General features: G+C 68.3%; 18 protein-coding genes and 1 tRNA gene. 11 read left to right on the plus strand and 8 right to left on the minus strand.

Annotation, left to right across the window (positions count from 1 at the left end; all coding sequences use genetic code 11):
• Positions 1-154 precede the first annotated feature (154 nt).
• Positions 155-580, minus strand: coding sequence for an EamA family transporter (locus P0Y41_RS05140; protein WP_284062898.1), 426 nt, complete (start codon positions 578-580; stop codon positions 155-157).
• 138 nt (positions 581-718) lie between these two features.
• Here P0Y41_RS05140 and P0Y41_RS05145 point away from each other — a divergent pair, with 138 nt between their 5' ends.
• Together P0Y41_RS05145 and P0Y41_RS05150 are read left to right on the plus strand one after the other, a co-directional pair.
• Positions 719-1,210 carry an Lrp/AsnC family transcriptional regulator gene (locus tag P0Y41_RS05145; RefSeq protein WP_284062899.1) on the plus strand — a complete coding sequence of 164 codons (492 nt, stop codon included), beginning with the start codon at positions 719-721 and terminating at the stop codon, positions 1,208-1,210.
• A complete protein-coding gene (locus P0Y41_RS05150) occupies positions 1,207-2,472 on the plus strand; it encodes a pyridoxal phosphate-dependent aminotransferase (protein WP_284062900.1) in 1,266 nt (421 codons plus the stop codon). Before P0Y41_RS05145 ends, P0Y41_RS05150 begins: the two co-directional genes overlap by 4 nt.
• A 44-nt stretch (positions 2,473-2,516) precedes the next feature.
• Here P0Y41_RS05150 and P0Y41_RS05155 read toward each other — a convergent pair whose 3' ends face one another.
• Both P0Y41_RS05155 and guaB read right to left on the minus strand, forming a co-directional pair.
• Positions 2,517-3,167: a response regulator transcription factor gene (locus tag P0Y41_RS05155; RefSeq protein WP_284062901.1), complete on the minus strand. Its 651-nt coding sequence runs from the start codon at positions 3,165-3,167 to the stop codon at positions 2,517-2,519.
• Between the two features lie 418 nt (positions 3,168-3,585).
• Complete coding sequence (gene guaB / locus P0Y41_RS05160) at positions 3,586-5,079, minus strand: IMP dehydrogenase (RefSeq protein ID WP_284062902.1); 1,494 nt, start codon at positions 5,077-5,079, stop codon at positions 3,586-3,588.
• Positions 5,080-5,727: 648 nt separating this feature from the next.
• On the opposite strand from guaB, the gene P0Y41_RS05165 reads away from it, so the two are divergent.
• The 3 genes from P0Y41_RS05165 to P0Y41_RS05175 all read left to right on the plus strand — a co-directional run bounded on the left by P0Y41_RS05165 (position 5,728) and on the right by P0Y41_RS05175 (position 7,305).
• On the plus strand, positions 5,728-6,771 hold the full coding sequence (locus tag P0Y41_RS05165) for a DUF5794 domain-containing protein (RefSeq protein WP_284062903.1): 1,044 nt from the start codon (positions 5,728-5,730) through the stop codon (positions 6,769-6,771).
• 79 nt (positions 6,772-6,850) lie between these two features.
• Positions 6,851-7,075: a DUF5795 family protein gene (locus P0Y41_RS05170; RefSeq protein ID WP_284062904.1), complete on the plus strand. Its 225-nt coding sequence runs from the start codon at positions 6,851-6,853 to the stop codon at positions 7,073-7,075.
• Between the two features lie 52 nt (positions 7,076-7,127).
• Positions 7,128-7,305 (plus strand) — tRNA-Trp (locus P0Y41_RS05175).
• A 334-nt stretch (positions 7,306-7,639) separates the two neighbouring features.
• Here P0Y41_RS05175 and P0Y41_RS05180 read toward each other — a convergent pair.
• From P0Y41_RS05180 to P0Y41_RS05195, 4 genes are all read right to left on the minus strand, one after another.
• Positions 7,640-8,188 carry a fasciclin domain-containing protein gene (locus P0Y41_RS05180; protein ID WP_284062905.1) on the minus strand — a complete coding sequence of 183 codons (549 nt, stop codon included), beginning with the start codon at positions 8,186-8,188 and terminating at the stop codon, positions 7,640-7,642.
• Positions 8,189-8,677: 489 nt separating this feature from the next.
• Positions 8,678-10,984, minus strand: a complete 2,307-nt coding sequence (locus P0Y41_RS05185; RefSeq protein WP_284062906.1) for an AAA family ATPase — start codon at positions 10,982-10,984, stop codon at positions 8,678-8,680.
• Between the two features lie 109 nt (positions 10,985-11,093).
• Positions 11,094-11,513: a universal stress protein gene (locus tag P0Y41_RS05190; protein ID WP_284062907.1), complete on the minus strand. Its 420-nt coding sequence runs from the start codon at positions 11,511-11,513 to the stop codon at positions 11,094-11,096.
• Between the two features lie 141 nt (positions 11,514-11,654).
• Positions 11,655-12,329, minus strand: coding sequence for a DUF7500 family protein (locus P0Y41_RS05195; RefSeq protein ID WP_284062908.1), 675 nt, complete (start codon positions 12,327-12,329; stop codon positions 11,655-11,657).
• Between the two features lie 202 nt (positions 12,330-12,531).
• Here P0Y41_RS05195 and ileS point away from each other — a divergent pair, with 202 nt between their 5' ends.
• The 6 genes from ileS to arsB all read left to right on the plus strand — a co-directional run bounded on the left by ileS (position 12,532) and on the right by arsB (position 19,308).
• Complete coding sequence (gene ileS, locus P0Y41_RS05200) at positions 12,532-15,705, plus strand: isoleucine--tRNA ligase (protein ID WP_284062909.1); 3,174 nt, start codon at positions 12,532-12,534, stop codon at positions 15,703-15,705.
• Between the two features lie 446 nt (positions 15,706-16,151).
• Positions 16,152-16,556 (plus strand): ArsR/SmtB family transcription factor, encoded by a 405-nt coding sequence (locus tag P0Y41_RS05205; protein ID WP_284062910.1) that lies wholly within the window; start codon positions 16,152-16,154, stop codon positions 16,554-16,556.
• Between the two features lie 173 nt (positions 16,557-16,729).
• Positions 16,730-17,131 (plus strand): arsenate reductase/protein-tyrosine-phosphatase family protein, encoded by a 402-nt coding sequence (locus P0Y41_RS05210; protein ID WP_284063348.1) that lies wholly within the window; start codon positions 16,730-16,732, stop codon positions 17,129-17,131.
• A 157-nt stretch (positions 17,132-17,288) separates the two neighbouring features.
• Complete coding sequence (locus tag P0Y41_RS05215) at positions 17,289-17,564, plus strand: hypothetical protein (protein WP_284062911.1); 276 nt, start codon at positions 17,289-17,291, stop codon at positions 17,562-17,564.
• Between the two features lie 186 nt (positions 17,565-17,750).
• Positions 17,751-18,149 (plus strand): ArsR/SmtB family transcription factor, encoded by a 399-nt coding sequence (locus P0Y41_RS05220; protein WP_284062912.1) that lies wholly within the window; start codon positions 17,751-17,753, stop codon positions 18,147-18,149.
• A complete protein-coding gene (arsB, locus tag P0Y41_RS05225) occupies positions 18,142-19,308 on the plus strand; it encodes an ACR3 family arsenite efflux transporter (protein ID WP_284062913.1) in 1,167 nt (388 codons plus the stop codon). The genes P0Y41_RS05220 and arsB overlap by 8 nt, the downstream gene beginning before the upstream one ends.
• Before the next feature lie 40 nt (positions 19,309-19,348).
• Here the strand turns inward: arsB and P0Y41_RS05230 are convergent, their stop codons facing one another.
• Positions 19,349-20,788: an anaerobic glycerol-3-phosphate dehydrogenase subunit C gene (locus P0Y41_RS05230; protein WP_390214901.1), complete on the minus strand. Its 1,440-nt coding sequence runs from the start codon at positions 20,786-20,788 to the stop codon at positions 19,349-19,351.

A 20,788-nucleotide genomic window follows, 5' to 3' on the forward strand; every position in this document is an offset into this window, starting at 1 on the left:
CGTCTCGGTACCGTTGGCCCCGCCACCGCGTCTCCCGACTCCGTGCGCCCTGCCCGCGGGTTGGTCAGATCCGGACATTCGGGGCGTCTGGTCCCCCTTCGGGCGATAAACCTTCGCGACCGCCGGCGCCGATTCCGTCCCAAGACCACCGGCGCTACTCGCCGGCGACGAGGACGACCGCGACGACCGCGAACGCGACGCCCAGCAGCTTCCGGCCGGTGACCGGTTCGTCGAGGAGCGCGACGCCGACGGCGGAGGAGGCGACGAAGAACATCGCGAAGATGGGCGCGACGATCGACACCCGGCCCACCGACAGCGCCCGGTAGTACGCGAGGATGCCGACCGCGAGACACGCGCCCGCGGCGAGCACGTAGCGCATCCGCGGGTCCGCGAGGTGTTCGACGACGCCGTCGCCGGTGAACCCGATGACGGCGAGCGTCGCGACGACCAGCACCGAGTTGGCGACGAACGCGGCGACGGTGCTCGGGATGGCGCCCTCGCCGGCCGTCGCCAGTCGCATGAGCGGCGCAACGAACGAGTACGCCGCCAGCGCCAGCACCGACCAGGCGATGTAGTTCATACACTCCCCTGGGTGACTGTCGGGTTTGAGCGATCCGACTCGGGATCGGGCGTGATTCGGTTCGCGGCGACCGTGCCCCGTGTTCGCTGATATCGCACCGGGCGAAACCGCTTTTGCCGGGCGAACGAGTCGGGACGTATGGACGAGGCTACCCGATCCCTGCTAGACGCGCTCGTCGCCGACGCCCGCGAGTCCACCGCCGACCTTGCCCGCCAGACCGGCCTGGACGAGGCGGCCGTCGAGGAGACGCTCGCCGAGTTGGAGGAGTCGGGGGCCCTGCGCGGCTACACCGCGATCGTCGACTGGGACGCCACCGACGAGGAGCGCGTCAGCGCCGTCGTCGAGGTGAACGTCGAACTGGACCGCGAGACCGACTACGACGACGTGGCCCGCCGCATCGCGGAGTCGCCGGCGGTCGATTCCCTGCGGCTGATGTCGGGCGACTACGACTTCGCGGTCAACGTCTCCGGCTCGTCGATGGCCGACGTGTCGCGGTTCGTCTCCGAGGAGGTGGCGCCGCTGCCGGCGGTGACGAAGACGGTTACCCATTACGTGATGGAGACGTTCAAGGAGCGCGGAATCTCGTTCACCGACCACGACGACGACGATCGGCTCTCCGTGACGCCATGAGCGGGAACGAAGACCGATCCGAGCGCGACGACCGATCCGAGCGCGACGGCCGAGTCGAATCTGACGGCGGCGCGACCGGGGAACCCTCGCGGACAGCAGGCGAACAGTCTCGGTTCGCGGCCGCCGACCGCGTCACCTCGGTGCCGCCCTCCGGGATCCGCGAGTTCTTCGAGGTCGCGGAGAACCGCGACGACGTGATCTCGCTGGGCGTCGGCGAACCCGACTTCACGGCGCCGTGGCCGGCGCGCTCGGCGGCGATCGAGTCGCTGGAGCGCGGCCGAACCAGCTACACCGCCAACCGCGGCATGCCCGATCTCCGTCGGGCGATCGCCGAGCGCGTCACCCGCTACGACCAGTCGTACGACCCCGACTCGGAGATCCTCGTCACGACAGGCGCCTCAGAGGCGGTCGATTTGGCGTTTCGCGCGTTCGTGAACCCGGGCGACACCGTCGCGCTCCCGACGCCGACGTACGTCTCCTACGAACCCGGCGTCCGCTTCGCGGGCGGGGAGCCGCTCGCGGTGCACACTCGCCACGAGGACGACTGGGCGCTCACGCCCGAGGCGCTGCGCGAGGCCGGCGCCGACGAGGCGGACGTGCTCGTGCTGTGTTACCCGAACAACCCCACGGGGGCGACGATGGACGCCGACGAGATGGACGCCGTCGCCGACTTCTGTCGCCGACACGACCTGCTCGTCGTCGCCGACGAGATCTACGCCGCGCTCACGTACGAGGGGGACCACCAGTCGGTCGCGACTCGGCCGGGGATGCGCGAGCGAACGGTCGTCATCAACGGCTTCTCGAAGGCCTACGCGATGACGGGGCTGCGCCTTGGCTACGCGATGGGGCCGGAGCCGGCGATCGACGCGATGACCAAGGTCCACCAGTACGCGATGCTGTCGGCGCCGACGACCGCGCAACACGCCGCGCTGGCGGCGATCCGGCGGTGTGACGACGAGGTCGAGCGCATGCGCCGCGAGTACGATCGCCGGCGCCGGTACGTCGTCTCGCGCCTGCGCGAGCTCGGGCTGGAGGTCGCAGAGCCCGGTGGCGCGTTCTACGCGTTCCCCCGGGTCGCCGACGTGGCGCCCGAGGGCGACGCCCGCGCGTTCGCGACCGACCTCTTGGAGGCGGAGGGTGTCGCGGCCGTCCCGGGCACCGCGTTCGGAGCCGGCGGTGAGGGCCACCTCCGGATGTCGTACGCGACCGGGCTGGACGACCTCAAGGAGGCGATGGCGCGGCTCGAGCGGTTCCTCTCGTGACGCCGCCGGCGCGCCACGACGCCACCGTGGCGACCGACCTCGCCTCAGAAGTCCTCAAAATCGGCGTCGTCGAACAGGTCGTCGTCCGCGTCGCCGTCGGCGTCGAGGTCGCGGAAGGCGCGCTCGAAGTCGCCGTCGGCGAAGTCGGCGACGTCTTCGTCGAGCTCCGTGCGAAGTTCGTGCGCGCGCTGTTCGAGCGATTCGTACTCGGCGGACTCATCGAGGGCGGCGCGTCCCTTCTCGGCCTCGAGGACCGCCATTTTCGACGAGACGGCGAATAACTCCTGCACGCGCGAATCGTACGTCGAGCGGGTGTACAACCCTTCGACGGTCTCCAGCAGCGACTCCCGGGTGACCGGCTTGACGAGGTAGTCGTCGAACCCCATCTCGATGATGTCGAAATCCGGCTCGACGGCGGTGACCATCGCGACGCGAGCGTCGATGCCGCGCGCGCGCACCTCGTCGAGCACCTCGTCCCCCGACAGGCCGGGCATCCGCCTGTCGAGGAGGATCACGTCGACGTCGTCGTCGAGTTCGTCGAGCGCTTTCTGCCCGCCGTACGCGGTCCGGACGTCGTAGTCTCCCCCGAGCCACGCAGCGTACAGATCTGCGAGATCGGGTTCGTCCTCGACCACGAGGACGGCCGGCTCCCCGGCCGCGTCCTCCGACTCACCGGCGTCCGTTTCCTCACTCATGAGAGATTCGTCCCCGTACTCGGCAGTCAGTGACCGACGAACTGATACCACGCGTTCGCGTGTCGCGTGCCGGTCCGGCCACTCTCCGTCGAGCGAGCGTTCGCGCGTACCGTCGCCGTCCGGCCATCGATTGGTGTTGTCACCGCCGGGTACTTAACCGTATGCGATGCGAGAGCCCTCCGCCGAAAACGGGTGTGGGTCGGGTGACGGTTTCGCGTCACGCCTGCCGTGGTGCCCCACTCTCCGCGGTGGCCACCAACCACCGATATCACGTACGTCGACCGGCATCGAAAGGCTACCGGCCGAGGAAGCCGGTAGCGGGCGGTTCACGTCGGTGAGACATCACGTCGTGGCGTGAAGAACGGGAGACGGTCGGAGTGGACGGGGCACTCGGAGCGGGCCCGGCGACCGGAGAGCGCTACTCGGGGCTGTAGTTCGGCGCCTCGTCGGTGATCGTCACGTCGTGCGGGTGGCCTTCGGTTTGGCCGGCCTGCGAGACGCGGACGAACTCGGCGCGCTGCTTGAACCCGGGGAGCGTCTCCGCGCCGACGTAGCCCATGCCCGAGCGCATGCCGCCGACGAGTTGGTGCAGCTCCGAGGAGAGCGGTCCCTTGTACGGCGTCGCGGCCTCGACGCCCTCGGGAACGAAGTCCTCGTCCTCCTCGGCGTCCTTGAGGTAGCGGTCGCCGCCGCCCTCCGACATCGCACCGACCGAACCCATGCCGCGGTACTGCTTGTAGCGTTTGCCGTTCATCGTGATGACGCGGCCGGGCGCTTCGTCGGTGCCCGCGAAGTACGAGCCGAGCATGACCGCGTCGGCGCCGGCGGCGACCGCCTTGATCGCGTCGCCCGAGTAGCGGATCCCGCCGTCGGCGATGACGGGCACGTCCTCGCGGGCGGCCACGTCGGCCACCTGCGCGACGGCGCTGATCTGGGGCATCCCGGCGCCGGAGACGACGCGGGTCGTACAGATGGAGCCCGGACCGATGCCCACCTTGAGGCCGTCGGCGAAGTCGACGACCGCCTCGGCGGCCTCGCGGGTGCCGATGTTGCCGACGACCACGTCGGCCTCGACCTCCGACTTGATGGCCTCCGCGGAGTCGAGGACGTTCAGGTTGTGCGCGTGCGCGCAGTCGATGAACAGCACGTCGGCGCCGGCCTCGTCGGCGGCGACGGCGCGCTCCTCTTCGAACGGACCGACCGCGACACCGACGAGCAGCGATCCCGACTCGTCGCGCGCGGCGTCGGTGTGCTCACGCCGAGCGAGCACGCCCTGCATCGTCACGAGGCCGACGAGACGGTCGCCCTCGTCCACGACGGGGACGCGTTCGATCTTGTGGTCGTACATCAGTTCCAGGGCCTCGCGGGCGTCCACCTCCTCGGGGGCGGTGATGACCTCGTCGGTCATCGCCTCGCTGACGGCGTCGGACTCGCCGACCTCCAGGTACGGACGGATGTCCGTGCCCGAGATGATACCGAGGACCCGATCCTCGTCGTCGACGACGGGGGCGCCCGAGACGCCCTCGTACTCCATCATCGCGTCGGCCTCGCGGACCGTCTGGTCGGGCGCGACAGTGACGACGTTCTCGCGGCGGATCACGAGTTCGTCGGCGCGCTTGACGCGTTCGACCTCCGCGGCCGTCTCCTCGACGCTCATGTTGCGGTGGAGCACGCCGAGGCCGCCCTCGCGAGCCATCGCGATCGCGAGCTCGGACTCGGTGACCGTGTCCATCGCCGCCGAGAGCACGGGGATCGTCAACTCGACGTTGGTGGACACGCGCGTCGACACGTCCGCCTCGTCGGGTTCGACCCGGCTCTCCTTGGGTCGCAACAAGACGTCGTCGAACGTCAGCGCTTCCGGTACCTCCAGCTTCTGTGAGAACGGACTTCCGTCGGACCCGTCGTTCGCCATATCAACGGTGTTCGCGGACACCGCAAAAACGTTCCGAGAACCGAGGGCCTTGGACAGTGTGTACCACACAGACGTGCACAGAATCGGGGGCATTTGCGTCGGTTCACCGACTACTCTTGCAGCGGGGTGCACACCGTGCGGAGCGGACGCGGACGCGAACCAGACCGACCGGTGTCGGGAGCCGAGTTCGCCACGAACAGCGCGAATCCAAGCCGCACGGGCGACGGTGAGGCCATCGGTCGGCGGGGGAAACTCCGAGCAAATCCACCAACGTCCGCAATACTTGCTCGAACGGACCCGCGATCCCGTGAGAGTGTCGGGAATCTCGTTCGAGGGCCGTGAGACCGTAGCATTGATATTTAAATGGTGGTGAGAACTTGCTCGAACTGTGTGGGCACGTCCCACGCAATCATTAAGTCTCACCTACGTCACAGTGACAGTATGGACTTCGAGTCCCGAATTGAAACGGGTATCGTCGGCCGAGTGAGCGACAACGCTGCACTCCCGACATTTATCCCGTTCAAACGCGGGCTCGACTGGTGCACAGGAGAACGCGCCCGGCGTTGCTCCGCCCGAGTGTCCGTCGACTCAGGGTCGTCACCAGCCTCCCATCCGGTCGTGGGTTATGCCGGATCGCATCGCTGAGCCGTGAGTACCTCAGCACACCCGATCGCGGTGCGCCTCGAACGGCGCGTCGGCGGCGCCACCAAGCTTCTCGCGACCGTCATGGCGCTGCCGCTGGTGGACGGTATCTTCCCCGCGCTCGTCATCGCTGGCGCGCTCACGGTTCCGTTCGGTATCATCGAGACCGGGTTGCTCATCTTCGGCGGCTCCGCCACGATGGCGGTCGTGCTCGCCGAGATGGAGGGCACCCCCCGCGAGAAGGCGGTCTCCGTCCTCCTGCTCGGTGTCGTCCTCATCCCGGTGGCGATGGCCGAGGCTGCGCTGGCGGAGACGATCCAGAGCCTGCTGAACCCGGACGTGTTCCACCGCTTCGCGGGCTTGGTGATCCTCGCGGTCGCCGCCAAGACCGCCAGCGCGGAGATCGGCGAGTACCTCCCCAGCCCCGGCGCGATCATCGGACTCGGCCTGTTGGCCTCGTTCCAGCCGACGGGCGCAGAGCTCGTCGTGTCGCTCAACCCCGATCTGCTCGCTCGGGCCGGCGCCGCCGCGGGCGTCGGCGTCGCCTTTGCGCTGTCGGTCGCACTGGCGGGCGACCACCTGCGCGGTCGCGTCGACATCGACCGGTTCCGCTTCGGCTCGTCAGTCGCGCTGGGCATCCTCTCGCTGTCGGTGCTGGGGCTGCTCCCGACCGAGCAGCCGGTCGCGCTCGGCGTCCTCGTCGTCACCGGGTTGTTCGCCTACGACCCGAACTCCGACGACGCGGCCGACGCGGGGGCGGACGACGCCGGCGTCGGTTCATCCGACCGCGACGTCGCCGATTCGCCGGCCAGCGCGGTGTCGACCGACGGTGGCGACGAGTTCAACGGCGAGGCGGCATCCGAGGCGGAGAGCGTGGACGCGGCCGCCAACGGACACCGCGAGGCCGACCCGAACGTCGCCTTCGGCAGTTCGCCGACGGCGCCGGCGGCGGGGATCGATCCCGTCGACTCCGCCGGCACTGCGGAGGCGGCGGACGACTCGAACGACGACGACTCCGACGGGGATCCCTCCCGCGAGCCCTGGCTGTAGTCCCGAGGAGCCGCCGGCGGCGACCGAGAATCCCCGTTCGGACCGCGAGCTTTTACCGATCCGCGGCCGACGACAGGCCATGAGTAACCGCGTCGTCGAGGGACGGATGGTGACGCCCGAGCGCCTCGCCGAGATCGTCGAGGGAGACTCCGTGATGGACGCCGAGCCGATCGAGGACGCCGACCGCGAGTGCCCGGACTGCGGCGGCGACGTGATCTCGGTGGGCTACATGCCGAGCGTCATGGAGTTCGTTACCGCCTACAAGTGTCAGGAGTGCTCGTGGAACGAGACCGACCGCGAGTAGCCGGATCCGATCGAAATCCCTTTACGGCGCTCCGGGGTATGTGCGACCGCACGGGGTCGTGGCCAAGCCCGGTATGGCGACTGACTCCAGAGGCAACGCGCCCGGTGACGAACTCCAGACTGATATACCGAGCGTCCGACTGATCATCGGACGCGACGACGACCCTCTGGAGTACCGAGGTGCCGACCGGAGATATCAGTCGATCGGGGGTTCAAATCCCTCCGACCCCATTCTCTCGTGCGTTCACATCGCGTAGCCTTCGGTTTCTGCGCAGTTCGGATCACGGATACCGAGTGGCGCACACGTGCGGGACGCCGAGCGCCGCGCGAGGGGTGACACCGGAGCCTCCCTGACAGACGGTGAATCGCGCTGAGTTGTCGAGTGCAAAGATTGCCCGCAGTACGCGAGAAGGTCTCTACCCACCGCGTAACGACGAGCCACGTGCGTCCGGTGTACCGTCCGGCGTGGCATCGGTAGTGTCTGTATCGAGAAGCCAGTCTCTCGATTGGTCAGGGCAGGTACCGTAGTGCCTGCCCCCAGGGTGGCTATTCGGGTGCGCCGTCGCTATCCCTCCAGCACCTGATCGACCGTCGGGGTCGTCAGCACCGCGTCGATAGCGTGCACGACGCCGTTCGAGGCCTCGACGTCGGTCGAAACGATCGATGCGCGGCCGTCGAGCGTCGTGCCGTCGACAGAAACCGGTTCGCCGAGCAGGGTCTCGACGGCGGGCGCGTTGACGACCGACGAGGCGTAGCGACGGCCCCCGGTCACGTGGAACAGTAGCGTGTCCGTGAGCAGGTTGTTGGGGTCTTCCAACAGGTCTGCAGCCGTGAGACCGGTCGCCGTTTCGACCGTCTCGAAGAAGTCCTCGAACGCCTCGTTCGTGGGTGCGAACACGGTGTACTGATCGTCGTTCGTCAGCGTGTCAGCGACGACCGGGTCGGCGTTCGTGACGGCGGTGAGCAACGTTGAGAACCCGAGTTCGTCGGCGGCTTCAACGACGCTGTTCTCGGCACTCGCGCCGTCGCGCTTGCCACGACCGCCACCGCGGGCGGTGACAGCGCCGGTTCCGCCTGCGATCATCGCCGTTCCTGTTCCAAACCACTTCAACATCGACCGTCGGGTTGTATTCCGTCTCATCCCCACCCCCAATATTCCTGTCTACAGATGTATATTTGATACCCGACTAGTAGGGTAGTAGCCGCTCTCTGCCCTGAGAAATCATGGGTTCGCAGCATTTCGGTCGCCCGTGTGCAACGCATAAAGGTGCGGTTGCGGTCCGTATTCCGCGCGGCTTCCTCTCGTTGGCGGAGTGTTCAACGACTTCATCCACGACGGACGGAGATTCACGTGGGTACCCCTTGAGCCGCCCTACCTGCCGTGGACTCATCCCTGCACTCGACGCCGAAGCCGGCGGACAGCCATGCTGAACGTTCACACGCGCGAAAGGCGAAGCTCGCCCGGACGTCCGCCGGCTACCCGCCGGCGAGCGAGGCGATCCTGCTACCGCGGCACCTTGCCGACGCCGACGGGAGACTCGTTAACTTCCGCGGACCAACCGACGGCGACGAGATCGCCTCAACTACGCCCGATCGACCACCGTCAGTCGTGTGATTCGGGCGGCGCGACCCGCTCCATCGCGGCCTCGAAGTCGGCCATCGTCACCGACAGCGCGTCGGCGTGGTCGTTCGCCTCGTCGCCGAACTCGTCGGCGACCCGCTCGACCGCCCGCATCGTCGCCTCGCGGACGACCGCCGTGAGTTCCGCGCCGGAGTACCCCTCGGTGTGGTCGGCCACGCGCTCCAGGTCCACGTCCTCGGAAAGCGGCGTGCGCTCGGTGTGAACCGCGAGGATCTTCCGGCGCCCCGCCACGTCCGGCAGCGGCACCTCGACGTGGCTCTCCAGCCGCCCGGGCCGGACGAGCGCGTCGTCGAGCGCCTCTCTGCGGTTCGTCGCCGCGATGACCGCGAGGTTCGGGTTGCCGCTGGCGCGATCCAGCTCGGTGAGCAGCTGGGAGACGACGCGCTGACCGACGCCCGAGGAGTCGCCCATGCCGTCGCGGTCGACGGCGATGGCGTCGATCTCGTCGAAGAAGACGATCGACGGGGCGGCCTGGCGGGCGCGCTCGAACACCTCGCGGACGGCCTTCTCGGACTCGCCGACGTAGCGGTCGAGCAACTCGGGCCCGGCGACCTCGATGAAGTTCACCTCGGACTCGCCCGCGATGGCGCGCGCGAGCAGCGTCTTTCCGGTCCCCGGCGGCCCGTAGAGGAGCACGCCGGTCGGCGGGTCCGCGCCGGCGGCGTCGAACAGCGGGGCGTAGGTGAGCGGCCAGGTGACCGCCCGTTCGAGGGTCTTCTTGGCCTCGTCGAGCCCGCCAACCTCGTCGAAGGTCGTGTCGGGCTGTTCGGCGACGTACTCGCGCATCGCGGACGGCTCAACCGCCGCAAGGGCCGACTCGAAGTCGGCTCGGGTCACCTCCACCGTGGCGAGGTCGACCGCGCTGTCCTCGTGGCGGGCGCGCCGCAGCGCAGTCAGCGCCGCCTCCGTCGTCAGCGAGTCGACGTCGGCGCCGACGAAGCCGTACGTCCGCGCGGCGAGGCGGTCGATGTCCACGTCCTCGGCCAGCGGCATCCGGCGGGTGTGCACCTCCAGGATCTCCCGACGCCCGGCCTCGCCCGGCACGCCGATCTCGATCTCGCGGTCGAACCGGCCGCCCCGCCGGAGGGCGGGGTCGATCGAGTCGACGCGGTTGGTCGCGCCGATGACGATCACGTCCTCGCGGGCGTCGAGGCCGTCCATCAGCGAGAGCAGTTGGCCGACGATCCGGTTTTCCATGTCGCCGCCGTCCTCGCGCTGGCCGGCGATGGAGTCGATCTCGTCGAAGAAGACGATGCTGGGCGCCGACTCGTTCGCCTCCGCGAAGATCTCCCGAAGCTTCTCCTCGCTTTCGCCCTTGTACTTCGAGGTGATCTCCGGACCGGACACCGAGATGAACGTGGCGTCGACCTCGTTTGCGACGGCCTTCGCGATCAGCGTCTTCCCCGTCCCCGGCGGGCCGTGGAGGAGCACCCCCTTCGGCGGATCGATGCCGAGGCGGGCGAACACCTCCGGCTCGGACAGCGGCAGTTCGATCGTCTCGCGCACGAGGTCGAGTTCGTCGTCGAGGCCGCCGATGTCCTCGTAGGTGACGCCGCCGGCGGGCGGCGTCGGTGCCGTAGCGCCACCGGGAGTTCTCTGGTCGTCGTCCCCGCCGTCTCTGCCGCTCCCGCTGTCGTCCCGACTCGCCCCTCCGGCCCGCCGATCGCGCGTCGGGAGGTCGACCGACGCGCCCGTCCCGGAGGTCGACGCGTTCACACCCGGCCGGTCGTCGCCACCGGCTTCGGCGCCTGGACCGCCCGAGTCCTGCCGTTCGACGGCGACGCGCGTTCCGTCGTGGATCTTCACCGGTCCCTCGGGACGCGTCTCCCGGACGACGAACACGTTCCCTCCGAGGTGCGGAATGCGCACCTGCTCGCCGGCGCTGACGGGGCGACCGTCGAGGTCGCGCTTCGCCGCGCGCGAGAGCGCGTCGCCGTCGATATCAACGCCGTCGAGCGCTGCGGGCGCGGTGAGTGTCACCGCGTCGGCCTCGCCGACGCGCTCTTTGTGGACGCGGACGCGCTCGCCGATCTTCGCGCCGGCGTTGGCCCGCGTCTCGCCGTCGATGAGGATCTCGGCGTCCTCGGCGCCGGTCCCCGCGGGCCACACCTTCGCGGCGGTCTCGCGTTCGCCGGCGATAACGACCGTTTCCCCCGACAGCACTCCGAGCTCTCCCATCGCCGTGTCAGACAGGCGCGCGATGCCGCGGCCGGCGTCGCGCTTGGCCGCGCCGCGGACCGTCAGCGCGAGCCCCTCGTCGTCGCTCATGGAACCGACTTCGGAGGGCTGCGGCTTACGGCTTTCCACGTTCGGCGAGAGGGCAGCGGAGTCGGCGTCGGCCCGTTCTGCGGGCGAACGGGCGGCGGAGTCGGACCGTTCAGCGCACGACGGTCACGGGAACCGGCGCGTTGTGAACGACGCTCTTCGCGACGTTGCCGACGAACAACCGCTCTGCCACGCCACCCGTGTGGGCGCCGATCAGGACCGCGTCGAACTCCTCGGCCCGCCTGACGATCTCCTTGGCGGGGCTTCCCCATCCGACCTCCGTCTCGACCGTCGCGTCGTACTCCTCGGCGACGTCGCGGGCCCGCGAGAACAGGTCTTCGGAGGCGTCCTCCCCCGCCTGCTCGGCGTCCCCCTCGAGCGCCAGGCTCGCCGCCGCGCCCATCATCCCGGACGGCTCGCCCACGACGTGCAAGACGGTGACCGCGGCGGCCGGATGTGCTTCGAGCGCGTATCTGAGCGCCCGCTCGGACAGGTCGGAATCGTCCATCGGGACGAGAACGCGTTCGATCACATGTCTCCTTCGTCGGCACGTCGAATAAACATCGGGGACAAAATAGGCGGATTCAGGCTCCGAGCGTGCGGATCGACGGACGGCGTACCGTCCGTCCCCGCTCATCGACCTCGTCGAGGACGCAGGCCCGGAGCGGGGCTCCTAGTCGAGGTCGAGACCGAGGTCCGAGTCCGCGAGCAACGCGGCGACCGTCTCCTCAGCCGGTTCGTCGGGATTGACGCGGCGGGCGTACCACCGCAGCGCCGTCGCCAGTGTGTCGGTCGGGTCCCCAGAGGCGACGCGCAGGGTGTCCGTCTCGCCGCCCGCGGCGACCGCGAGCGCGAAGCCGTGCGACGAGGAGAGCGCGCCGAGCTCCGCGGCGACCGCGGCCAGCGGGTCGTCGCCTCGCTCTCGGGCGTCGCCCCGGGGTTCTCCCTCTCCGGCGAGGCCGCCGGCGGCTGATCCGCCGCCTGAGAGATCCGTGGACGCCGTCGTCCCGTCTGTGTCGACGCTGGACCCCACGTCCGAGTCGTCGCCTCCGGGCGCGGGGTCCGCAACGGCCCGTCGTCCGGTCGTCGGCGCCGTCCCCTGTTTCGGCTCCTCCGAATCGTCGCGTCCGGCGACGGTCGATATCACGTACCGGCCGTCGTCGGTCTCGTCGACGCCGTCGCGGCCGCGGATCTCGAGGTCGTCCGGGTCCATCACGCCCTCGCGGTCCAGCGGCGATCCGTCGTCGTGCTCCTCGCCATCGTCGGTCGGCTCCGCTCCGTCGACGCGAACGACGTCCCGAACAGCCCCCTCATCGTCGGGTTCCTCCGGATCGTCTGCGTCGGTCATCGGCGAGTAGTTTTCCCGGCCGCTGTATGAACGCTCCGCCGCGGTTCTCAGCGGTGAGAGCGGTGCGGTGGGCGCGGCGGAAGCGACTCGGGAGGGACGAGTCGGTGAGAGCGACGCGACGATCAGAGCGCGTCTGCGCTCCCGTGTGCACTCGCGACAGTGGACCACCGACTTGATGTACTCCCGCCGGTTCACACCGAGCATGGACGACAGCGACATCTCGGACCAGTACACGCCGGAGGCGGTGGAGGCCGCCGTCTCCGAGCGCTGGGACGAGACGGACGCCTACGAGGTGACGAAGCAGGCGCACGCCGACGATCCGTCCTTCTTCTTCGTCGACGGCCCGCCGTACACGACCGGGCAGATGCACCTGGGGACGGCCTGGAACAAGACGCTGAAGGACACCGTCATCCGCCACAAGCGGATGACCGGCCACGACGTGACCGACCGCCCCGGCTACGACATGCACGGGCTCCCCATCGAGACGAAAGTCGAGCAGGAGCTCGGCTTCGAGACCAAACGCGACATCGAGGAGTTCGGCATGGAGAACTTCATCGAGGAGTGCCGGGAGTTCGCCGTCCGCAACCGCGAGAACATGGACGAGGACTTCCAGTCCATCGGCGCCTGGATGGACTGGGACGACCCGTACCAGACCATCGAACCGGAGTACATGGAGTCGGCGTGGTGGGCCCTGTCCCAGGTCCACGACCGCGGCCTCGTCGAGCAGGGCAAGCGCTCCATCTCCCAGTGCCCCCGCTGTGAGACCGCCATCGCCAACAACGAGGTCGAGTACGAGGACATCGAATCGCCCTCCATCTACGTGAAGTTCCCCCTCAGCGACCGCGAGGGGAGCCTCGTCATCTGGACCACGACGCCGTGGACGATCCCCGCGAACACGTTCATCGCCGTCGGTAGCGACCTCACCTACCAGGAGGTCGAGGCGACCAGAGACGGGGAGACCGAGACGCTGTTCCTCGCGGAATCCACGGTCGAGGACGCGCTCCGCCGCGGCCGTTACGACGACTTCGAGGTCGTCGGGGAGTTCTCGGGCGAGGAACTGGTCGGCTGGACGTACGACCACCCGCTCGCAGAGGAGGTACCCGAGCACCCGAGCTTCGAGGGCGCCGGCGAGGTGTACACCGCCGACTACGTCGAGGCCGACCGCACGGGGCTCGTCCACTCCGCGCCCGGCCACGGGCAGGAGGACTTCGAACGCGGCGAGGAGCTGGGGCTGGAGCCATTCTGTCCCGTCGGCGGCGACGGCGTTTATACCGATGCCGGCGGCACGTACGCCGACCAGTTCGTCCGCGACGCCAACGACGACATCATCGCCGACCTCGACGGGAAGGACCTTCTGCTGGCCAGCGAGACCCACGAACACAGCTACGGCCACTGCTGGCGGTGTGACACCCCCATCGTCTTCCTCGCGACCGACCAGTGGTTCATCCGGATCACCGAGATCAAAGACGAGCTGCTGGCGAACATCGACGACGCCGAGTGGCACCCCCACTCCGCCCGCGAGGGCCGCTTCCGCAACTTCGTCGAGGAGGCGCCCGACTGGAACGTCTCTCGACAGCGCTACTGGGGCATTCCCCTCCCGATCTGGGTGCCCGAGGACGCCGAGACGTACGACGCAGAGGACCTGATCGTCGTCGCCACGAGGGAGGAACTCGCCGAGCGCGTCGACCAAGCGGTCGACCCCGACACCATCGACCTCCACCGTCCGTCGGTCGATGACCTGACGATCACCGAGGACGGGATCACCTACGAGCGCGTGCCGGACGTGTTCGACGTGTGGTTCGACTCCTCGGTCGCCAGCCTCGGGACCATCGGCTACCCGAGCAGCGAGGACGACTTCGAGGAGCTGTGGCCCGCCGACCTCATCATCGAGGCGCACGACCAGACCCGCGGCTGGTTCTGGTCGCAACTGGGCATGGGCACCGCCGCGCTGGGGGAGTCGCCGTACCGCGAGGTGCTGATGCACGGCTTCACGACGATGGGCGACGGCTCGAAGATGTCCAAGTCGAAGGGGAACATCGTCGAGCCCGAGGAGGCCATCGACGCCGCCGGGCGCGACCCGCTGCGGTGTTACCTCCTCAGCCACGAGCAGCAGGAGAAGAACCTCGCGTTCGAGTGGGACGGCCTCCACGAGATGCAGTCCACGCTCAACATCCTCTGGAACGTGTTCCGGTTCCCGCTGCCGTATATGAAGCTGGACGGCTACGACCCGGCCGAACCGGACATCCACGGCGCCGACCTCGACGTGGTGGACGAGTGGGTCCTCTCTCGCCTGCAGACCGTGAAAGCCGAGATGGACGACGCGTGGGACGACTACGAGATCGACGACGCGCTGAACGCCCTGCTCGAGTTCGTCACGCACGACGTGTCGCGCTTCTACGTGAAGGCGATCCGCGAGCGCATGTGGGAAGACGAGGACAGCGCCTCCAAGCGTGCCGCCTACGACACGATGGCGACCGTGCTCGGGGAGGTCACGCGCCTGCTCGCGCCGTACGCGCCGTACCTCACCGAGCGGATGTACCAGCACCTCGACGGCGAGGCGACGACGGTCCACCAGCTCGCCCGACCCGAGGTGGACAAGGAGTTCCGCGACCGGCAGTTGGAGACGGACATGTCGGTCCTCCGCGACGTGGAGGAGACGGCCGCGAACGCCCGCCAGCGCGCCGAGCGGAAGCTCCGATGGCCGGTCACGCGCGTCGTCGTGGAGAGCGACGACGAGGCGGCTCGCGAGTCGGTCGCGACCCTCCGGGATCTGCTGGCCGACCGCGTGAACAGCCGGGAGGTCGAGGTCGTCGACTCCTACGGCGAGCTCGTCGAGGTTGCCGAGCCCGAGATGTCGACGCTGGGGCCGGCCTTCGGCGGCGAGGCCCAGGAGGTCATGGCCGCCATCGAGGGATCGACCCGCGCCGACCTGGAGGCGAGCGGCCGCCTCGCTGTCGAGGTCGGCGGCGAGGTGTACGAACTCGACGAGGAGATGGTGAAGTTCCACTCACAGGCGCCCGAGGGCGTCGTGAGCGCCGAGTTCGACGCAGGCACGGTCTACGTCGACACAGAGCTCACCGAGGACGTGGAGTCCGAGGGGTACGCCCGCGACGTGGTCCGCCGCATCCAGGAGATGCGCAAGGAGCTCGACCTCGAGGTGGACGAGCGCATCCGCGTCTCGTTGGACGTCGACGATGACCGGGTCGCCGGCTTCGTCGACGATCACCGCGAGTACGTCGCCGAGGAGACCCGAGCGGACGCGTTCGTCGACGACGAGGAAGCGGAGTTCGACCTCGTCGAGCAGTGGACCGTCGAGGGCGTCGCGGTGACCATCGGCGTGGCGCGCGTCGCCGTGGAGACGCCCGTCGACGAGTAACGCGAGGTCGAACGAACGAAGCGCCCGACCTCTCGAAGGAACGGCGGTCGCGCATCGCGTCACCTCGCGTCGCTCGGCGAGGCAGGCGGCTCGGAAGTCACGTGCGACTCCTCGCCGTCAACACGACAGCGAGCCACCCACGCATCCGAGTCCGCGGCGTCGCCTGACACGACGGTGTCGCAAGCGCCGTTCGAAGCGGCTCTCGTCGGTCGCCGGACCCACGCGTCGGCGACCGACGGCCGCACGTCGAGACCGAACTGGAATCGAACTCGTCTCGTCTGCCGACCGGACGGCGCCACCCGCCGCGACGGCGTCCCGTCGTTCGTCGTGAATCCTCCTCAACGTCGCCGACACTTCCCGGCCCTCTGGAACTCTCGGGAGCGCTCCCGAGCCCTCCGGACCGCTCGGCTCGCCACGTTCATATGAACGCTTCTGCATTCGTTCGTATGGCGATGACCGAACGGCTCGAACGCCTCATCGCAGACGAGGTGGGCGAGGGCTGCGCGGACGACGTGGACGACCGACTGGACGACCTGTCCGCGCTGGACGAGCGCGCCCGCGTCGAGGACGGCGGGGCCGCCGCCGACGTCGACGCGCTGTCGGCGCTGGGCAGCGAAACGCGCTACCGACTGGCTCGACTGCTCGCGACCGCCGAGGGCGACCTGTGCGTCTGCGAGCTCGAACCGCTGCTGGACGTGAGCGCCTCGGCGGTCAGTCACGCGCTGTCGACGCTGACCGACGCTCGCCTGGTCTCACGTCGAAAGGAGGGGAAGTGGCGCTACTACGACACCACCGACCGCGCCGACGCGCTGTTGGACGCGCTCGATGCGACCCGCGGGGTGGAGGCGTGAGCGACGAGCGCGAGGGCGAGCGGGGCGAGCCCTCGATTCGAACGGGGAGAGAAACGACCCGCGAGACCGTCGACAGCGCGGACGGACGCGGTGCCGCCAGCTCCGCGGACCCTACCGGCGAGGAGCTCGTCTGCCTCGCGTTCGTCTGCGTCCAGAACGCTGGGCGCTCGCAGATGTCGTACGCATTCGCCCAGCGCGAGGTCGAACGTCGCGGGCTGGAGGGCCGCGTTGAGCTCCTCACCGGCGGCACTCACCCCGCGGACCACGTCCACGACGAAGTCGTCGACGCGATGGCCGAACTCGGGACCGACATGTCCGACCGGACCCCCCAGGCCGTAAGTGACGAGGAACTGAACGATTGCGACTACGTCGCGACGATGGGCTGTTCGACGCTGTCGCTCGCGGACGCGGTGGAGGCGCGCGACTGGGCGCTCGCCGATCCCGACGGGAAGTCGCCCGAGGAGGTGGCCGCGATCCGCGACGAGATCGGATCGCGGGTCGTCACGCTGTTCGACGAGGTGTTCGGAGAATACGAGGGCGACCCGTCGGCGAACGCGACCGGTGCGGACGGATAAGCCAATTTTGCTATCACTCAATCAAAAGACGACTATCTCTGGCCGGCATCCTCTGTCAAAATACATTATGTATGGATGTAGGCGGCCAAAACGGGATCTGTCCGATCCGGGTTCAGAACTCATAATTGATTGTGTTTTCAATCAATTGGTAGAGAACATGACCGGACTCACCGAGTACCTCGGGAAGCCGTTCGACGCGCTGTTCGCGATCACGTCGAACGAGACGGTTGCGGACGACGAAACGGTTGAGGAGGGACTCTACGCCGACGCGCGGTCGAAGGGTGGCGTCTACTCGATCACGAGTACGCAGTCCGGTGAGAGTACCTACGCCGCGTACGACGCGGACGGCTCCCGAGCGGATGCGCTGCAGGAAGCGGAGGTCTCCGACCGTTCTCGGACTCCCGGACCCGTTCCACCCGTCGACCGGTCGTGACGGACGACTGACTCGGTCACAGTCCGATTCGATGCGTTGGCAATCAAACGAAAGTGTGTTCCGCCCAGCCGTCCGGAACAGCCATCGAATTTTCACCCGACTGTAGCCGCTTATTGGGCCGGCATCCGTCCCGGTTCCCGATCCGTAGCGAAACAACTAATTGAATGTATTTTCAATCGTTGTTCGATGGCACAAGCCACCGAACGACTTCGCCGATATCTCGACGACGAACTCGGGGAGTGTCGCAGCGAGGACGTCGAGCGTCGGCTCGACGAACTCGGGACCCTCGAGGCCGCACTCGAGAACTCGCAAGTCGAGACCGAACTGGACGTCCTCTCGGCGCTGGCGAACGAGACGCGCTACAGCCTCGTGCGCGTCCTCGTTGCCGCGCACGAGGAGCTGTGCGTCTGTGAACTGAACGCGGTCGTCGACGTGAGCGAGAGCGGCCTCAGTCACGCCCTCTCGGCGCTCGTCGACGCCGGGCTCGTCGAGGGGCGCAAGGACGGCCGGTGGAAGAAGTACCGCGCGACCAACCGCGCGGTGGCGCTGGTGACGGTTCTTGGCGGGAGCGTGCGCGATGAGTAACGCCGACGGCAACGCCCACGAACACGGGCCGAGCTGCGGCTGCGAGGCCTGCGGCGACCCGCGGTCGATGGACTTCCTCGACAAGTACCTCACCGTCTGGATCTTCGGGGCGATGGCGATCGGCGTCGGCCTCGGGTTCGTCGCGCCGTCGGTGACGGGGCCGATTCAGGACCTCCACCTCGTCGAGATCGGACTGATCGCGATGATGTATCCGCCGCTGGCGAAGGCCGACTACTCGCGGCTGCGGACCGTCTTCAGCAACTGGCGCGTGCTCAGCCTGAGCCTCGTCCAGAACTGGCTCATCGGCCCGACGCTGATGTTCGGGCTTGCGGTCGTCTTCTTCGGTGGGGTCGTCCCCGGCCTCCCGGCGCGTCCCGAGTACTTCCTTGGACTCGTGTTCATCGGGATGGCCCGGTGTATCGCGATGGTGCTCGTGTGGAACGAACTCGCGGAGGGCTCAACCGAGTACGTCACCGGGCTGGTCGCGTTCAACAGCCTGTTCCAGATCCTCACCTACGGGGTGTACGTCTGGTTCTTCGCACTGGTGCTTCCCTCGATGCTCGGGATGGAGTCGCTCGTCGACGGGATCACGACGTTCGACGTCACTCCGGTACAGGTGATCGAGGCGATCGTCGTCTTCCTGGGGGTGCCCTTCGCCGCGGGGTTCCTGAGCCGCTACGTCGGCACTCGCGTCAAAAGCGAAGCGTGGTACGAGGAGGAGTTCGTTTCACGCGTCGACCCGGTGACGCTCGTCGCACTGCTGTTCACGGTGATCGTGATGTTCGCCACGCAGGGCGGCAACATCGTCGCAGCCCCCGGCGACGTGCTCCTGATCGCGGTGCCGCTGACGATTTACTTCGTCGTCATGTTCCTCGTCAGCTTCGGGATGGGTCGCGGCATCGGCGCAGACTACTCGACGACGACCGCGATCGGGTTCACCGCCGCCTCGAACAACTTCGAGCTGGCCATCGCCGTCGCAGTCGCCGTCTTCGGCGTCGGCTCGGGTGTCGCGTTCGCGACGGTCGTCGGCCCGCTCATCGAGGTGCCGGTGCTGCTCGCGCTGGTCAACGTCGCGCTATACTTCCAGCGCAAGTTCGACTGGGACGGTCGCGACGACGGTCGCGGCACCACCGCGGGCGCCACCGCGTCCGACGACTGACCGCGACGGCGACGCGCCCGCTCTCCGTTCCCCGGGTCCGTCAGATCTCCACGTCCGTGTCGACCAGCGCCGCCTCCAGCACCTGCAGCGGGTGGTCGATCTCGTAGCCCGTGCCGTGTTCCATCTGCATCGAGCAGGTGGGGCACTCGGTCATGCCCGTCTCGCCCTCGGCGTGTTCCATGTGCTCGAACATCTCCTCGCCGATCTCCATCGAGTAGTCGTACTTCTCTTCTTTCCACCCGTAGGTGCCCGAGATGCCCGAGCAGGAGTCGCCGACGTCCTCCACGTTCACGCCGTCGAGGTGGCGGAACAGCTCCACCGCCTGCCGGTCGAGCCCCTGGTTCCGGGAGTGGCACGGCGCGTGGTACGCGAAGTCCGGGAGGTCGAGTTGGTCGCCGTCGACCGCGCGGATCGGGTCGATCACGTTCTCGTTGATGAGGAGGTACTCAAGCGCGTCGTAGGTGTTGGCCGCGACCCTCTCGGTCCCCTCGAAGTCGAACAGTTCGGGGTACTCCTGTCGGAGCGCCATCGAGCAGGAGGTGCAGGAGGCGACCACGTCGTACCCCTGCTCGACGGCGTCGCCGAGGTTCTCGACGTTGACCGCGGCCGACCGGCGCGCGTCGTCGAGCATCCCGTTGGCGAACATCGGCGTGCCCGAACAGCGCTGGTCGGGGACGAGGATCTCGTAGCCGAACGCCTCGTACACGCGGACGAGCGCCTTCGCCACCTCGACGGTATTGTAGTTGGCGTAGTCGCCGTGGAAGTACGCGATCCGCTTGTCCTCGCTTTCCACCTTCGGGCCGCCGCGCTGCTTCCACCAACTCCGGAACGTCTGGTCGGCGAACTCCGGGAAGTCGCGCTCGGCGGTGATCCCGAGGAGCTTCTCGTTGACTTTCTGGACCAGCGAGTTGCCCATGATCGCGTTCGTGAGGCGCGGCACCTTCGACCCGATGCCGGCGAGGGTGCCGTAGTTCGCGAGGATGCGGTTGCGGAGGTACTCCCGCGAGAGTTTGTCCATCTGGTTGTCGACGTACTCGCCGCGGGCGGTGTTGTGCATCTGTGACAGCGGCACGTCCGAGGGGCACGCGCTGTCACAGCGCATGCAGTTCGAACAGCCCGTGATCGAGTCGTCGACCTCCGTGTCCTCCTTGCGCTTGAGTCGCCACTGCTCGGGGCCCTGGAACTTCGGCCCGGGGAACGAGTCATCGACCTCCGCGACCGGGCAGGAGGTGTCACAGGACGTGCATTTGTAGCAGGAGTCGGCGCCCGGCCGGAGGTCCATCTCCGAGCCCTCGAACACGTCGACGGGCTCGAAGTCGCCGCCCGTCTCCGTGGCCGTTCCGCCGTCCGTGGCGGCGTCGCTGTCGGGAGCAGCAGCGGTCCCGCCGTCGGCGACGGCGCCCTCTCCGGTCGCCGCGGATGGTTCCGCCTCGTCGCCGTCACAGCCGCAGTCACCGTGTGTGTCGTGAGTGTCGTGCAT

This window comes from Halobaculum halobium (assembly GCF_030127145.1).
Lineage (GTDB): Archaea > Halobacteriota > Halobacteria > Halobacteriales > Haloferacaceae > Halobaculum > Halobaculum halobium.